This is a genomic window from Prevotellamassilia timonensis, from assembly GCF_900106785.1.
Lineage (GTDB): Bacteria > Bacteroidota > Bacteroidia > Bacteroidales > Bacteroidaceae > Alloprevotella > Alloprevotella timonensis.
This window is the reverse complement of record NZ_LT629839.1, coordinates 33,427-49,905: the sequence shown is the minus strand read 5'-3', so window position 1 is coordinate 49,905 and position 16,479 is coordinate 33,427. Positions and strand designations below refer to the sequence as shown.

General features: G+C 56.7%; 8 protein-coding genes, 1 tRNA gene and 1 pseudogene. 3 read left to right on the top strand and 7 right to left on the bottom strand.

What is annotated here, in order from left to right; translation table 11 throughout:
* Positions 1–89 precede the first annotated feature (89 nt).
* The 7 genes and pseudogenes from BQ5453_RS01015 to BQ5453_RS00985 form a co-directional block, all read right to left on the bottom strand.
* Positions 90–3,908 (bottom strand): AAA family ATPase, encoded by a 3,819-nt coding sequence (locus BQ5453_RS01015; RefSeq protein ID WP_071121768.1) that lies wholly within the window; start codon positions 3,906–3,908, stop codon positions 90–92.
* A 60-nt stretch (positions 3,909–3,968) separates the two neighbouring features.
* Positions 3,969–5,216 (bottom strand): exonuclease SbcCD subunit D, encoded by a 1,248-nt coding sequence (locus BQ5453_RS01010; RefSeq protein WP_071121767.1) that lies wholly within the window; start codon positions 5,214–5,216, stop codon positions 3,969–3,971.
* A 1,219-nt stretch (positions 5,217–6,435) separates the two neighbouring features.
* The gene (locus BQ5453_RS01005) at positions 6,436–7,272 is read right to left on the bottom strand and encodes a DUF4595 domain-containing protein (RefSeq protein WP_071121766.1); all 837 of its coding nucleotides are present in this window, start codon (positions 7,270–7,272) and stop codon (positions 6,436–6,438) included.
* 41 nt (positions 7,273–7,313) lie between these two features.
* Positions 7,314–7,709: pseudogene (locus tag BQ5453_RS01000) on the bottom strand (IS982-like element IS1187 family transposase); the annotation flags it as partial.
* 20 nt (positions 7,710–7,729) lie between these two features.
* Positions 7,730–8,710, bottom strand: a complete 981-nt coding sequence (locus tag BQ5453_RS00995) for an IS982 family transposase (RefSeq protein ID WP_071121765.1) — start codon at positions 8,708–8,710, stop codon at positions 7,730–7,732.
* 180 nt (positions 8,711–8,890) lie between these two features.
* A complete protein-coding gene (buk, locus tag BQ5453_RS00990; RefSeq protein ID WP_071121837.1) occupies positions 8,891–9,964 on the bottom strand; it encodes a butyrate kinase in 1,074 nt (357 codons plus the stop codon).
* A gap of 49 nt (positions 9,965–10,013) precedes the next feature.
* The gene (locus BQ5453_RS00985) at positions 10,014–10,925 is read right to left on the bottom strand and encodes a phosphate acyltransferase (protein ID WP_071121764.1); all 912 of its coding nucleotides are present in this window, start codon (positions 10,923–10,925) and stop codon (positions 10,014–10,016) included.
* A 192-nt stretch (positions 10,926–11,117) separates the two neighbouring features.
* On the opposite strand from BQ5453_RS00985, the gene BQ5453_RS00980 reads away from it, so the two are divergent.
* The 3 genes from BQ5453_RS00980 to BQ5453_RS00970 all read left to right on the top strand — a co-directional run bounded on the left by BQ5453_RS00980 (position 11,118) and on the right by BQ5453_RS00970 (position 16,420).
* Positions 11,118–11,189 (top strand) — tRNA-Arg (locus BQ5453_RS00980).
* A 359-nt stretch (positions 11,190–11,548) separates the two neighbouring features.
* Positions 11,549–14,161 carry a DNA mismatch repair protein MutS gene (gene mutS / locus BQ5453_RS00975; protein ID WP_071121763.1) on the top strand — a complete coding sequence of 871 codons (2,613 nt, stop codon included), beginning with the start codon at positions 11,549–11,551 and terminating at the stop codon, positions 14,159–14,161.
* A gap of 423 nt (positions 14,162–14,584) precedes the next feature.
* On the top strand, positions 14,585–16,420 hold the full coding sequence (locus tag BQ5453_RS00970; RefSeq protein WP_022101527.1) for an ABC transporter ATP-binding protein: 1,836 nt from the start codon (positions 14,585–14,587) through the stop codon (positions 16,418–16,420).
* Positions 16,421–16,479 lie beyond the last annotated feature (59 nt).

Genomic DNA, 16,479 nt, shown 5'->3' with positions numbered 1-16,479 from the left:
TTATGTTCTTTTGTTTACCGCGTTAGCGGCTGCCAAGCCACGCTACGGCGTCAGCCCATTAGCATATTGACATATTAGCACATGCCGCGTCAGCGGACGTCTATCATGTAACTACTGCCCCCCGGCCGACGGCACAACACAACCTGTGGCTGTATTTGCGAACGTATCTGCTCGGTGTGGCTTATCACGCCCACCTTGCGGCCCTGGGTGTTCTCGAGGTTGGAGAGCGCAAGCATCACAAGGTCGAGCGACTCGCGGTCGAGATTGCCAAAACCCTCGTCGATGAAGAGCGAACCTATCACCAGGCCCGAGCCCGACAACGAGGCAAGTCCCAAGGCAAGGGCTAACGACACCACAAAGGTTTCGCCACCCGAGAGGGAGGTGACATAGCGGTGCTCGTCGAACATGTCGTGGTCGATTATCTCGAGCGTGAGGGTGCCGGGTATGTTGCGCAACTCATAGCGGGGCGAGAGTTGCTGCAGGTGGCGGTTGGCATGGGCCACAAGGTAGCCAAAGGTGTAGCTTTGGGCCATGGTGCGGAACTTTTTGCCATCGGCCGAGCCAAACATGGCGTTGAGCCTTGCCCACTCGCGTGCATCGGTCTGGGCGGCATCAAGACGCTGCTGCATGGCCTCGGCACGCTCGCTGCTGTCGCGGTGCGCCAACAGGCGGGCGTTCACCTCAGAGAGTTGGGCGGCAAGGTCGGCCAAGCGCTTGCGGGCGTCATCGAGTGTCTGCTCGAGCGTGTGCTGCAAAGCGGCATAGTAGGCACGGCTGCCATCGGCGGGCTGCTCTGCCTCAGCCTCATCGGCGGCAGAGACAAGGGGCACGGTGGCCGGACGGGCGGCATCGCCTTGCAGAGCTTGCAAGGCTTTGCGGGCCTGTTGCAGGTTGTTGTCGGCCACAAGGCGGGCATTGCTCAAGGTGCTGAGCTGCTGGCGCAGGGCTTTCCAGTCGGTGGTGTCGGTGAATATGCTGTCGAGTTCGGCAAACTGCACCGGCGAGTGCGTGCCGTTAAAGCGCAGTATCATGAGGTCGAGCTCCTGCTGCTGCTTTTGCTGCTCGGCCTGGCTGTCGAGGCGCGTCTTCAGCAAATTGTCGCGGTGTCCCTCGAGCTGGCGCAAGGTGCCTTTCACCTCCTCGCAAGCCTTGCGCACGCGGCCCTCGGCGGCACGTGTGGCAGCTATTTCGGCCTCGAGCGCCTCGGCCACCTTTTGGGGCGTGGTGTCGGGCATGAGGCGGCGCAGCTCCTCGTCCTTTTCGCCCAGCGCCTCGCGTGTGGCATCGCGGCTCTCGCGGCATGCCGCCACATGGCGCTGCTCTTCGGCCACATTGGCCTCAGCATTCTTTATCTCCTCATGCAGCAACGTTTGCTGGCGCTCAGCCTCGTCGAGCATCTTGCACGTGTTGTTCCAGTCGGCATGCAGGTTGGTCAAGCGCAGACGCAGCCCGTCGGAATTGTTCTTCCACTCTGCAAACCAGCCCGAGAGGGTTATCATCTCGTCGAGGTCGGTGTACAGTTCGGAGCAGGCGCGATCTGACTCGTTGATGACTTGCTGCAGCTCCTCGGCCGATGCGGAGGCTATGCGGGCGGCCGTGCGCACATTGTCGAGATAGGTTTGGTTCGTCTCCATCTCGGCTTTGAGCACGTCAATCTCCTCGTTCAAACGGTTGATGTGGCCTTGATGGAAGTTGTAAGCCTCCAGTTCCTTGTCGGCCTCGTCGGCAGCGCGCGTGGTGTTGTCGATGAGCAGCTGTATCATCATGCGGCGTGCGTCGCGGTTGACGGTGGCCGAGCAGTCGGCAAATGAGTTGTCGAGGTAGGCGCACTGCTGCCACTCCTCTACATCGGCCTGCTGGCGGCGCTTGAGGTCGTCGAGCGCACGGCCGTCGGCCTCGATGCGTGCGGAATCGGCGGCTATCTCCTCGCGCATGGCGGCCAGGCGCTCACGCTTGAGCAGGAGGTCTTGCTGCAGGTCGGCATACTCCTTGGCCATGCTGCTGAGCAGTTCGCCCAGCTCGCGCTCGGTCTCGGTGTGGTAGGGGTGGTGTGTGGCACCGCACACGGGGCAGGCGGTACCCTCCTTGAGCTGTTTGCGCAGCTGCACAATGTTTTGCGACTGGCTCAGGGTGTAGGTGGTGGCTATGCGCGAGAAAGCCTCCTCGGCCACCTTTACCTCCACCTCCATGCGGGCGGCGGTAGTTTGCTTTTGTGCCAGCTCGGTCTCTTCGCGGCGCTGGGTGGCCGTCTTTTCAGAGATGCGGGCATACCCATCGCTGATGTGCTGCCACAGCATGGCGGCACGCTCGAGTGCGGTAAGGCGGCTGCGGTTGTCGGCCGCAGTCTTTTGCAGTTTGGCCGAGTCGTGTCCCTGGTTGGTTTGGCGGTGAATGAGCAGTTCGCTCTTCAGGGCATTGAGGCGTGCCTGCTTGTTGTGCTGCTCTTGCTCTGCCTTTTCGCCTTGTGCGCGCAGCTCGGTCTGGCGCTTGCGCAACTCGGTCTGCTTGTTGTGGCTCTCTACATTGCGGCGTGTTTCATCGCCGAGTGTGGGGAGCTTGTTCATGATAAGGTCGAACTTGTCGAACATCTGGCGGTGTGCCTCGAGCGACTGCTTGTGCAGCTGGTGGCGCTTGATGGTGTCGGCCACCTTGGCCTGCTCCTCTTGCTTGGTCTGCAGGGTGGCCTGGCGCTTGCCATAGGTTTGGGTGGCAGCCACAAGTTGCTCGTCCAAGCGCTTGAGTTGCTCGTTGGCCACCTTTATCTCGCCCGTCAGGGCATAGCCGCGGTTGATGGCGGGGCGGCGCTCGTCGAGCCGCTTTTCGGCATCGGCAGTGCGCTCGCACGCCACATCGAGCTGCTGGCTCAGTTTGTCGAGTTGCTGACGGGCCTCGTTGAGCGCCTGTGCATTGGCAGCCTCGTCGGCCTTGATGTGCTCTACGTCGGCACGGCGCATCTTGATGGCCTGGTAGAGTGGCTGCATGTCGAGCACGGCATCGTAGCGCTGCAGGCGCATTTCGTCGGCACGTGCCTTGACACAGGCTTTGGTGGCTGTGTCATAAGCCTCCTCGCACTGGGCCACATGTGCCGACGCTTGGTCGAAACGGGCTATCCACTCCAGCTGCCGTTCGGTGCGCTGCGCCTCGTCGGCGGCATTTTGGTGTTGTGCCTCGAGCAGACGGGCGCGCTCTTGCTGCTCGGCCAGCAGGTGGGCGTCGAGGCGAGTGTGGAGCAAGCCTTGCATCTCGCTCTGCAGGGCGGCCACATTGGCCTCGGCCTGTTGTGCCAGACGGAATATGCGCTCACTCACGGCGCTGTACACCTCTGTGCCAGTCAACTTTTCGAGCAGGGCTGCCTTGTCGGCCTGTTTGGCACGCAGGAAGTTGGCAAAGGAGTTCTGTGCCAGTATCACGGTGCGTGTAAACTGCTCGTAGGTTAGCCCTACGACCTCGTCGATGCAGGCTTGCAGCTGTGCCTTGTCCACCACCTGATGTTCGGGGGCGAGCTGTGTGAGCTGGCGTTCGGGCGAGGCTATGGTGCCGCTGCGCTTTACACGCACGCTCCACGTGGCCTCGTAGGTGTGGCCCTTGGTGGTGGTGAAGGTCACGCTCACCCAGCCCTGCTTTTGTCCGCGGCGCAATATGCTGGCCGTGTTGGTGGCCTGCACCTGCTGTGCCTTGTCGGTGACGAGCTTGAGGTCGTCGGCCGGTATGCGCTCCACGTTGTCGAAACGGGGTGCACGGTTGTAAAGTGCCAGACAGATGGCGTCGAGTATGGTGCTCTTGCCCGAGCCTACATCGCCTGTTATGGCAAAGAGGCCGGCCGAGCGCAGGGGTTCTTCGGTAAAATCGATGGTTTGTTCTCCCTCAATCGACGTCAGATTGCAGAGAGTTATCTTGTCTATCTTCACAAGTGTGAGAGTTTAGTAAAGTTCGGTGGTATAAAAAGGTGGGGCTATGGCCCCATGAGACTATGCCTGTGGTGCGCCCTCGTGGCAGGCTTGTTCAAAACGCGTCACCAGGGGGTCGGGCATAGGCTCGTTGTAGCGCGACTCGAAGTAGCGGCGGGCCAGGTCGAGCGGCTGCATGGTGGTGAGGGCGTCGGCCGAGGGGGCATCTTGCTTGTCGGCCTTGGCAGCGGCGGTGGCGGGCATCACGCGCTGTATGCGGCAAAAGTGCACGGCACGGTCGGCCAGGGCCTCCATCACGTCGTGCATGAGTGATGGTTCGGGCTGCTTTTCCTCGATGTGCAACTCAAGGTAGGGCCACGCCTCGCCCATGTCGCCCTTGGCGCGCTTGGGCAGTGCGGCTATTTGCTCCATGGCCTCGGCAGCACTCACGGCGCGTGCTTTGGCCGGTATGGTGATAAGGCGGCGCAGCGGTTCATACTTTATGCGCTCTACCACGGCCTCGCCCTGGTGGTCAATCTCTACCCACTGCACACCATGGCTGTAGCCTGTCTCGGCAAACGACATGGGCAAGGCGCTGCCTGCATACCATGCCTTGCCGCTCTTGCCCACGGGTTGCGCCTTATGTATGTGCCCTAAGGCGGTGTAGCTCACATTGCTGCCCACCACGTCGGCGTTGACACAATCTTGTCCGCCCACCACAAGGCGCTCTGAGTGGCCGCTCTGACACACCTCGGCGCCGGCGGCATAGAAGTGGGCGCCCACTACAATGGGCAGACCCTTGAACTCTGACTGGCGCAGGTGCTTGTGCAGCTCGCCAAACACATAACGCAGCCCTTGCTCGGGAGTCATGCCCATGGGGTAGTCGGCACTGCGCAGATAGGGCACAGCCATGCACACACAGGCAGCCTGGCCCGTGGCGCGCTCGGCAAGGGGAAGCAGGTAATAGTCGAAGTCGGGCTCGCCCTGCGGGGTGTAGTGCATGGTGCCGCGCACGTATATGTTGTGTGTTTTGAGCAGTGGTGCGGGGGCCTCGAGGCGTCCGGCTGAGTCGTGGTTGCCAGCGGTCATCACCACCTGCAGGCCCGGCACGGTGAGTGTGGCACGCAGCAAGAAGTCGTAGAGCAGTTCCTCGGCCGCGGCAGAGGGGTTTGGCGAGTCGAACACGTCGCCCGTAATGAGTAGTGCGTCGGGCTGTCGCTCCTTGAGCACACCGAGCAGCCATCTGAGGAAATGCTTGTGTTCATTGAGCCGGCTGTGGGCGTGAAAGGTGTTGCCCAGGTGCCAGTCGGCTGTATGCAGTATCTTCATTGTGCAATGTTGTTATTTATTGGTGAGCAAAGGTACTGCAAAGTAACAGAAAACAGAAGAAATGACAGGAAAAATGTGTCGTGCGCTTTCGCTCGCGAATGTGCCGGTGTGCAGATACGAAGATGTGCAGATTATAGTAGCGTTTTGTGCTTGTGTTTAGTGGTAGCGGAACCTTTACCATACTACAAAAGCTTTACTTGCCGAGTATCTTACATCTTACACTAACACGCTGCAACTTGTTGACTATCAACACTTTACTCGGTGTAGGATACTACCAAATCCACCTACACGCAACCTACACACCGCACATACTGCCACACAGCACAAGCACGGGAGGGCGATATCATGGCATAGGGGAACAGAAAAGTCTGTTGCTCCAACAGATTTCTCTACGTCCCTATGGTGTAAACCCCGCCGCATACGTCCCAATCGGCTGCATGGCTGCGGGGTGTGATGTGTAAGATGTATGCAGGGGTGTGTATGATGCTTTGAAATTATCTTACACTCTCGGAACCATTGTATATCAACTTGTTACGCACGAAAAGTGTAAGATGGCAGTAAAAGTACATACACTCGTTTATAGGTAGGCTGACGGGGAGAGAATAAATATTTGTGTACAAGTTGAAAGTGACGAGGCCGGGAGAATGTGGTGCTCAATGAGATTTGCCGCTAACGCGGAGGGCATAAGAACAAAAGGCCGTTGCGTGGCTTGGCAGCCGCTAACGCGGAGAACAGAAGGACATAAGAACAGAAGATAACGTTCGTGTTAGCCGCTTACCGCGGGAACATAAGAACATAAGTTTTCATAAGATACATATAAGGCCGCTGCGCGGCTGACGGCCACGGACTAACGTCCGGGTGGCCTCAAGAGACATAAGGGCTGACGCCGTAGTATTACATATAGTAACGCTACGGCGTCAGCCCTTATGTCCTTATGTTCTTATGTTTACCGCGTTAGCGGCTACCAAGGCACGCTACGGCGTCAGCCCTTATGTCTCTTGAGGCCACCCGGACGTTAGTCCGTGGCCGTTAGCCGCGCAACGGCCTTATGTGTTTCTTATGTAAACTTATGTTGCTTATGTTTTCCGCGCTAAGCGGCTAACACGAACGTTATCTTATGTTCTTATGTCCTTATGTTCTTCTGTTTCCGCGTTAGCGGCAGATCTCATAACTCACAAACAATATTTGCACATCAGCGAGCAAGACCCGCCTTGCGCGCTCAATATCCGTAGCTCACACTCGCCACAGCGCCAGAGGCCACATGGTAGTTGCACAATGTCACGTTGTTGGCATGCACACCATACTCAAAGGTAGTGGTGGTAGCGGCCGTAGGCACCGCGGCATCGGGATACTCGTAGGTAATGCTCTGCGGCAGCATGGTGGGTGCCTTGCCAAGCAGGCCGGCGTAGTAGAGGTGTTCAAAGCCGTCGATGCCCATTTCCTTGCTCACGGTGGGCGGCATGTGGCCATTCACATTTTGCTGCGCCGACTGCGTAAAGGTGAGCAACACGCGGCGGTTGTCGGTGCCATTGTACACAATCTGCTGCAGCGCACCTGCCGGGGTGTAGCTGATGGTGGCCGACGACCTGTACTCTGTCAGCTCGCCCAGCGAACTCTCGAATATGGTACGCGTCCACGACACCATGCGGCCGTCGCTGTTGTACTGAAAGTGGTACACGTTGCGGTTTACCGTCATTTGGCCCACAAGGCCCTGCATGTTGAGTTGCAGTCCAACGCGCTCGCCACTCGTGTTGCTCATTTTCACCGATGTGGGGCCGTAGCTGAGGGTGCTGGTGTAGCTGAAGGTGCGGTCGGTGTCGGCGCTTGGTTTGCGCAATGTGCCTGCGGCCTGGGTCAGACGGCCGTCGTTGTAGGTGAATGTCCAGTCGTAACCGCTCTCAATGCTTCCCAGACGGCTGATGCTGCGCACGGCCTTGCCCGTGGTGGCGGGCAGGTTGGGGCGCATGGGGGCGGGGTCGTCGTTGCTGCAGGCAGTAAATGTGCCAAGAGCAAGGGTGGCGGTAAGTATGAAGGCAAGGGGGTGTTTCAGTATCATGATAGTTGTGTTATATATATTATATATACCTGTTGGCGGAATTAATTTAGTGCATACTTAATTCTGCCAATGGGCTTGTCGTTAATGAAGTTTACGTATTGCAGAATGGTAAGTGCACTAATTTTGCCAATGATCCTGGCAAACAAACCATTCGTTATTTTCGCATAGTTCCTGATGACCAAGAACTGGTCTGTAAGTTGTGAGAATATTGTCTCAATCCTCTTTCTTGCCTTTGCAAACGGAATGAATGTCGGTTTCCAATCCTTTTGGTTGAGCCGATACGGACACTCCAGTCTTATGTGTGCGGTTTCGAACAAGTCAAGCTGTACGTCAGCTCCAATATACCCTTTGTCACCATAGATGCTACAGTCGTGATAAGTATGTTTTACATCCTTCATATAATGGAGGTCCGCCACACTTGCCTTTGACAGATCATAGGNTATACCTGTTGGCGGAATTAATTTAGTGCATACTTAATTCTGCCAATGGGCTTGTCGTTAATGAAGTTTACGTATTGCAGAATGGTAAGTGCACTAATTTTGCCAATGATCCTGGCAAACAAACCATTCGTTATTTTCGCATAGTTCCTGATGACCAAGAACTGGTCTGTAAGTTGTGAGAATATTGTCTCAATCCTCTTTCTTGCCTTTGCAAACGGAATGAATGTCGGTTTCCAATCCTTTTGGTTGAGCCGATACGGACACTCCAGTCTTATGTGTGCGGTTTCGAACAAGTCAAGCTGTACGTCAGCTCCAATATACCCTTTGTCACCATAGATGCTACAGTCGTGATAAGTATGTTTTACATCCTTCATATAATGGAGGTCCGCCACACTTGCCTTTGACAGATCATAGGAATGGATAACTCCACTTAACCCACAGAGAGCGTGTAACTTATAACCAAAATAATACGTGTTCTGCGAAGCACAGAAGCCGAAGTCGGGAGCTTGCGAGAAATTGCCGGTACGTCCCATCTTGCAACGTTTTCCTCTTGCAACCCTACAGACCTCTATCGGCTTGGAGTCAACAAAGAATTGTTCCTCTCCGCCATCCATTTCCATGGCAATCCGCTTGCGCAGTTCCTCACACAGGCCTGCCGTTTTCTTCCTGCGGTCATTGAACTGTCTCCTTGATATGAGATTAGGAATGTTGTCCTTGTACTCTTGCAATTTATAGTCGAACAACCACTTCTCACTATCAATGCTCTCGGTCTCTGCCGTCAAGGATAGCGCCACCACTTCCAAATCCGAAAACTTGGGAACAGGACCACGACGTGGAACATTACCCGATTCATTGACGAGATTTTCAGAGAATTGCTTGCATATCTCGAGTATTTTGACGAATTTTGTATAAAGGTTGTACATACGATGGTTTGGACTTAATGTTTTGAACACCACTAAGTTACTAAAAATCAGCGATATGTGCAACTTTTTACTCATATTTATCAACTTAAATTAATTCCGCCAACGGGTTTATATATAGGTATATTAAGTGTGCACAAACTTAGGCAATTTTGCCGACATAGCGTGCTCCGCCTTGACACAAATCGCCGGCGGTTGTCAAACTTTTTGCAAACTGTAGCGTACGTGTGCACACTGTCGTGCCCACTCGCTGCCCTCTCACTCATACTCCTTGGCCTGACACTCGCCGCGCAACACAGCCAGCGCATTGAGCGCAAGGGCCTCCATCTCGTCCTCACCCGGAAACACGTGCACCGGTGCCAGATAGCTTACGCGCTGCTTGATGCCCTCGGTGATGTAGGTCGAATGGGCCATGCCGCCAGTGAGCAGAATGGCGTCTACCCGGCCGCAGAGCACGGCACCCTCGGCAGCAATCTGCTTGGCGGTGTGGAATATCATGGCGTTGATGAGCAAGCGTGCACGCTCGTTGCCCTGCTCTATCATCTGCATTATTTGCAATATGTCGGTTGTGCCGAGGTGCGCCATCAGTCCGGCCTGTCCGGCCACACGCTTTTTGAGTTGCTCCTCGGTGTAGCGCCCGCTGTAGCACAGGTGTATGAGGTCGGCAGCGGGCAGTGTGCCGGCTCTTTCGGGCGAGAGCGGCCCCTCGCCGTCGAGGGCATTGTTGGCATCGATGGCGCGCCCGTGCTCATGCGCCGCCACGGATATGCCTCCACCCAGATGGCAGACAATGAGGTTGAGGTCGTTGTAGCTGCAACCCACCTGACGCGCATAGCGGCGGGCAATGGCGCGCTGGTTGAGCGCATGCCAAATGGCCAGACGCGGCATGAGAGGCGAACCGCTCACCCGGGCCTCGGGCACGAGTTCGTCCACCGTCACGGGGTCGGCTATGTAAGCCTGGCACCCGCCACCCTGCTCCTTGGCCAGTTCATAGGCCAGTATGCAGCCCAGGTTACAGGCGTGCTTGCGCAGGGCATAGTAGGTTTCAAAGCACATTTTGCGGTTGACGCGGTACACGCCGCCGGGAATGGGCTTTATCAGTCCGCCCCGACCTATAATGGCGTCGAAGCGCAAAGGTATGTTGTTCTGCGCCAGCCAGTCGGTCACGAGTTGGCGGCGGAAGTCGTGCTGGTCAATTATTTGGGTGTAGGCAGCCAGCTCGTCGGGGGTGTGGCGTATGGTGCTCACGCAGAGGGGGCGCTCGTCTTCATAGACGGCCACCTTGGTGGAGGTGGAGCCGGGGTTGATTACAAGTATATGGTATGGAGGCATGGGGTTGAAAGGAGGTGTGTGTGGGGGGGGGGCGGCAGTTGTCAATGTGCTAATTAAGGCTCATGGCGGCAAGGGCAAGACTGTGGTATTTTGCCTCGAGCGAGTCGCCGCGCGAGGGCAGCACCACAGGGGCCGTGGTGCCCTGCAATGTGCCGGCCACCCGGGCCGAGGCAAACAATGGCAGGGCCTTGTACATCAGGTTGCCTGCCTCGATGTCGGGCAATATCACGGCATCGGCCTCACCACCCACGGGCGAGGTTATGCCCTTTACGGCAAGGGCCACAGGGTCGCATGCGGTGCGCAGGTCGAGCGGACCGTCAACTATCACACGCCCCCACTCGCCACGGGCGGCACGGCTGCAAATGTCGCCATAGCCCATGGTGTGCGGAAACTTGTCGCTCACCGTCTCGGCACAGTGCACCAGAGCTATGCGCGGCTCGTCTATGCCAAAGGCGTGGAGCATCTGCGCCATGTAGCCCACTTGGGCCATGCGCTGCGCCTGGGTGGGATAAGGTATGACGGCGGCGTCGCTGAAAAACAGCAGTTTGTGATAGCTTGGTATTTGCGCCACGGCTATGTGGGTGAGCACCTCGCCACGCGGCAGTATGCCCCACTCCTTGTTGAGCACGGCGCGCAGCAGTGTGTCGGTGTGCAGCAGTCCCTTCATCAACAGGTCGGCCTGGCCCTGGCGCACCATGGTCACAGCCAGCTCGGCGGCCTCTATCTGCGAGCCGGCCTCGATGTAGCTCACACGGCCGCCCGACCATGCACTGACGCAAGGCTGCTGCCTGACTGCCGCACAATCGCCCACAAACAGGGCCTCGACAAATCCGGCCTCAACCGCACGCATCACGGCACCGGCCGTGGAGGCATCGCTGCCGCACACCACAGCCAAACGGCACACGCGGCGCAAACCGGCCAGGTGGGCTGTCATGTCATCAAAAGTTCGGATAGGTTGCATTGGTAAGTAGGTATTAACACGATGCTGGGCATCGGTATAGTGTTTGCTAAGCGCAAAACTACAAATAAAGCGGCAAATATTGCACACTTGGCCGCCTAATATGCAACATTCGGCACACTTTTGCGGCGTTTTGCGGGGACTGTAACGCGCATTCGACAAAAAATTGCTACTTTTGCCCTACCAAAACCACGAGCCCCCGTAGTTCAATGGATAGAACACCGCTCTCCTAAAGCAGTGATCTGAGTTCGATTCTCAGCGGGGGTACTGTGTAAAGGGTGGTTCTAAAAATTCTGTTTTTAGAGTTCTGCTATTCTGAAATGTGATTTGCACGCTCTCGAAAGTGCCTTTTTGAAAGTATGTTCGCTCACATAGCCCGCTATGCTCCCTTACATACTTTCAAAAATACACTTCCGATAGCGCACAAATCCCTATTTCAGAATTATTAGAACCACCCTAAAGCGGTCCGCCGCAATGCAGATGTGCAAATGTAAAGATGTGCCGACAGGCCGATAATATATACCTTATATTGTCAGCACGCCAGGCCGCTCTGCATTTGCACATTTGCGCATTTACACATATATATACACACATCAAATATTCCCCCCTGCACATACCCCTACCCCATGGCTGAGACTCTTACACCGATGATGAAGCAGTTCTATGAACTGAAGGCCAAAAACCCCGACGCCATACTGCTATTCCGCTGCGGCGACTTTTACGAAACCTACGACAACGATGCCCAAACCGCTTCGAAGGTGCTGGGCATCACCCTGACACGCCGCAACAACAAGGGGCAGGCGGCAAGCACCGAGATGGCTGGCTTTCCCTACCACGCACTCGACACTTACCTGCCCAGGCTCATACGTGCAGGCTACCGCGTGGCCATCTGCGACCAGCTTGAGGACCCCAAACTGGCCAAAAAGCTTGTCAAACGCGGCATTACCGAGCTTGTAACACCCGGTGTGGCCATGGCCGACAATGTGCTCAACGCCCGCGAGAACAACTTTCTGGCTGCCGTACACTTTGGCGCACAGGCCGTAGGCATATCGCTGCTCGACATATCGACGGGCGAGTTCCTCGTGGCCGAAGGCACCACCGAGTACATTGACAAACTGCTGGCTGGCTTTGCACCGAAAGAGGTGCTCGTGCAGCACGGGTTGAAAGGGCGCTTCAAGGGGTTGTACGGTCAAAAGTACTTTGTGTTCGACCTCGACGACTGGGCCTTCACCACACAAACAGCTAACGAAAAACTCACGCGCCACTTCCAGGTGCGCAACCTCAAGGGCTTTGGGGTAGACCACCTGAAGGACGGCGTGGTGGCCGCCGGCGCCATCATGTGTTACCTCGAAATAACCCAACACAAGCACACTTCGCACATCACCACCCTGCGCCGTATCGAGGAGGACGGCTACGTAAGGCTCGACCGCTTTACCACACGCAACCTCGAGCTGGTAGCCCCCATGGCCGAAGGCGGCACACCGCTGCTCGCCGTTATCGACCGCACCCTCACCCCCATGGGTGCCCGCATGCTGCGCCGCTGGCTGGTGTTCCCACTGCGCTCGGTGCAGGCCATCGTGGCGCGGCAGGACGGTGTGGAGCACTTCTTCAAGCACCCCGACTTTCGCGAGCTCTGCGAGATGGAACTGCCCAAAATAGGCGACATGGAGCGCATAGTGAGCAAGGTGGCAGTGGCGCGCGCCAATCCGCGTGAACTGCAGCAACTGCGCTGCGCACTCGAAAGCACCGCCACGCTCAAGTATGCCTGCGACCACGCCGACGGCTGCCAGGCCATAGCACAGGTGGGCAGCCAGCTCAACCCCCTGGCCCCACTGCGCGACCACATCAAGGCCACGCTGTGCCCCGACCCGCCGGTGCTCGTCAACAAGGGCGGCGTGATAGCTGCCGGCGTGAGTGCCGAGCTGGACGAACTGCGCCACATACAAACATCGAGCAAGGAGTTCCTGCTGCAAATACAGCAGCGCGAGAGCGACGCCACCGGCATACCGAGCCTCAAGATTGGCTTCAACAACGTGTTTGGCTACTACATCGAGGTGCGCAACACCTACAAGGACAAAGTGCCACAAGAGTGGGTGCGCAAGCAAACTCTGGCTCAGGCCGAACGCTACATCACACAGGAGCTGAAGGAACTTGAAGACAAAATATTGGGTGCCGAGGACCGCATTCTCGACCTCGAGGCACGCCTCTATGCCGACCTCGTGGCCGAGGTGTCGCAATACATCACCCCACTGCAGCACACTGCCGCCGCCCTGAGCCACCTCGACTGCCTGCAGAGTCTGGCCGCCGTGGCACGCGAGCGCCACTACGTGCGACCCGTGGTTGACGACAGCCTCGTCATCGACATACACGAGGGGCGCCACCCCGTAATCGAAACGCTCATGCCGCCGGGCGAGGAGTATGTGTCGAACAGTGTAGAGCTCGACACCAAGGGCCAGCAAATAATCATCGTTACCGGTCCCAACATGGCGGGTAAAAGCGCCCTGCTGCGCCAAACGGCCCTCATCACCCTCATGGCACAGACCGGCTCATTTGTGCCCGCCGCATCGGCACACATCGGATTGGTGGACAAGATATTCACGCGTGTGGGTGCAAGCGACAACATATCGGTGGGCGAGAGCACCTTCATGGTCGAAATGAGCGAGGCTGCCAACATCATGAACAACCTGACGGAGCGCTCGCTTGTGCTGTTCGACGAGCTGGGACGCGGCACATCTACCTACGACGGCATATCCATAGCGTGGGCCATAGTAGAGTACATTCACGAAAACGCCAAGGCGCACGCACGCACGCTCTTTGCCACCCACTACCACGAGCTTAACGAAATGGAACGCCTGTTTCCACGCATCAAAAACTGGAACGTGTCGGTGCGCGAGGTTAACGGCCGCGTGGTGTTTCTGCGCAAGTTGCAACGCGGCGGTTCGGAACACTCCTTCGGCATACACGTGGCACGCCTGGCGGGCATGCCGCAGAGCATCGTCAACCGCGCCACACAGATACTTGCCGACCTTGAGGAGGCCGGAGCCAAGGCTGGCTCAAAGGTACCAAAGGCCGAAAGCCGCACACAGCAGCAGGAGGGCATGCAGCTCAGCTTTTTCCAACTCGACGACCCCGTGCTGGGCCAAATACGCGACGAACTGTTAGGCCTCGACGTCAACAACCTCACACCGCTCGAAGCACTCAACAAGCTGAACGACATCAAACGCATACTGAAGGGGTGACAACACGCTGCACCAAACGCAAGCACCAAACGCAAGCACTAAACGCAAGCTCTAATGGGGGCGACGCGTCCCGCGTCGGGAAAAATGCAATGTTCATACACAAAAAAGGCTCACAGACAGCACTAATTACATGACTGCCTGTGAGCCTTTGCCTTGATGCCCGACGCGGGACGCGTCGCCCCCATTAGTGCTTGCGTTGTGTGCTTGCGTTTAGTACTTGTGTTTAGTGGTAGCGTTTGGTGGTAGCGTTTAGTGCTTGCGTTTGGTGGTAGCGTTTAGTGCTTGCGTTTGGCGCTTGCGTTTAGTGCTTGAGGCCGTTAGCATATTGACGTTTTACCGTTTACACATTAGCACATTCGCACATTATTTCGTAAATTTGCCGCAATATCCATTATAACGCTCAATCACACACATACTCAGCGCATGAAAGAGTTTTTCCGCGTCATGCGGCACTTCGTCACACCATACAAGGGCTACCTCGCTGGCTCACTCGTGTTCAACCTGCTGTCGGCAATACTGAACGTGTTCTCATTCGTATCCATCATTCCCATGCTGCAAATGCTCTTTGGCATTGACCAGAACCGCTACGAGTTCATACCATGGTCGGCCGCCGGCATGAGCATCAAAGACATTGCCGTAAACAACATGTATTGGTACACCACCGAGCTGATGGACCAATATGGCGCCGCCACGGCACTGCTGCTCATTGGCTTGTTTCTGGTGACGGCCACACTGCTCAAAACGGGCTGCTACTTTGCCTCGGTGGCTATAATGGTGCCGCTGCGCACCGGCATTGTGCGCGACATCCGCACCCAGGTGTATCACAAAATCGTGTCGCTGCCACTGTCCTTTTTCAGCGACGAGCGCAAGGGCGACATCATTGCACGCATGAGCGGCGATGTCAACGAGATTGAGAACTCTATTACCGGCTCACTCGACATGCTCATCAAAAACCCCATTCTGCTCACTTGCTACTTTGGGGTGCTCATCTACACCTCGTGGCAGCTCACGCTGTTCACCATCATCGTGCTGCCGCTCATGGGCTGGCTCATGGGGCGCATCGGGCGCAAGCTCAAGCACCAAAGCCTCGACGCACAGAACAAGTGGAGCGAAACAATGGCACAGCTCGAGGAGACGCTGGGCGGCATGCGCATTATCAAGGCTTTTACGGCCGAGCACAAAATGACCGCACGCTTTGACCGCTCAACCAACGACTTTCGCGATGCCTCGAACCGCGTGGCCATACGTCAGGCCTCGGCACACCCGGTGAGCGAATTTTTGGGCACGGCACTCATTGTGCTGGTGCTGTGGTACGGCGGCACGCTCATCTTTTCAGACCACTCGCCCATCGACGCGCCCACGTTCATCTTCTACATGGTCATACTCTACAGCATCATACAGCCCTTGAAGGACTTTTCAAAGGCTTCGTATGCCATACCCAAGGGCATGGCCTCGGTTGAGCGTGTCAACAAAATTCTGAATGCTGAAAATCCCATCAAGGAGGCTGCCGAGCCTGTACACACTGAGGGGTTGAAGGACGAAATAGTGTTCAAAAACGTAAGTTTCTCATACAACGGCACCACCCCCGTGCTGCAAGGGGTCGACCTCAAGGTGCGCCGCGGCGAAACCATCGCCCTTGTGGGCCAGAGCGGCTCGGGCAAGTCGACACTGGTCGACCTGCTGCCACGCTACCACGATGTGACGGGGGGCGAAATTACCATCGACGGCGTCAACGTCAAGGCGCTTGCCCTGTCGGACCTGCGACAACTCATTGGCAATGTCAACCAGGAGGCCATTCTGTTTAACGACACCTTCTACAACAACATTACCTTCGGGGTGGAGAATGCCACCATGGAGCAGGTGGTGGAGGCTGCCAAGGTGGCCAATGCACACGACTTTATAATGGAGAGCGAGCAGGGCTACAACACCAAGGTGGGCGACCGCGGCTGCAAACTGTCGGGCGGACAGCGCCAGCGCATCTCTATTGCCCGCGCCGTGCTCAAGAACCCCGACATTCTTATTCTTGACGAGGCTACCTCGGCGCTCGACACCGAAAGCGAACGACTGGTGCAGGAGGCGCTCGAAAGGCTGATGAGCACACGCACTACCATAGCCATTGCCCACCGCCTGTCGACTATCAAGAATGCTGACGAGATATGTGTGCTCTACGAAGGACGCATCGTGGAACGCGGCACACACGAGGAGCTGCTGAAACTCGGCGGATACTACAAGAGGCTGAACGACATGCAACAACTGTAATAGTTTCGTGCATTACCATTTTAGGCATCATGCAAACCATTGCTTTTGCCTATATTGCA

What these genes read in the sequence shown, in the direction of transcription:
- BQ5453_RS01005 (WP_071121766.1), bottom strand. Translation starts at nt 7,272, where the DNA reads ATGATACTGAAACACCCCCTTGCCTTCATACTTACCGCCACCCTTGCT.
- buk (WP_071121837.1), bottom strand. Translation starts at nt 9,964, where the DNA reads ATGCCTCCATACCATATACTTGTAATCAACCCCGGCTCCACCTCCACC.
- BQ5453_RS00995 (WP_071121765.1), bottom strand. Translation starts at nt 8,710, where the DNA reads ATGAGTAAAAAGTTGCACATATCGCTGATTTTTAGTAACTTAGTGGTG.
- mutS (WP_071121763.1), top strand. Translation starts at nt 11,549, where the DNA reads ATGGCTGAGACTCTTACACCGATGATGAAGCAGTTCTATGAACTGAAG.
- BQ5453_RS01010 (WP_071121767.1), bottom strand. Translation starts at nt 5,216, where the DNA reads ATGAAGATACTGCATACAGCCGACTGGCACCTGGGCAACACCTTTCAC.
- BQ5453_RS00985 (WP_071121764.1), bottom strand. Translation starts at nt 10,925, where the DNA reads ATGCAACCTATCCGAACTTTTGATGACATGACAGCCCACCTGGCCGGT.
- BQ5453_RS00970 (WP_022101527.1), top strand. Translation starts at nt 14,585, where the DNA reads ATGAAAGAGTTTTTCCGCGTCATGCGGCACTTCGTCACACCATACAAG.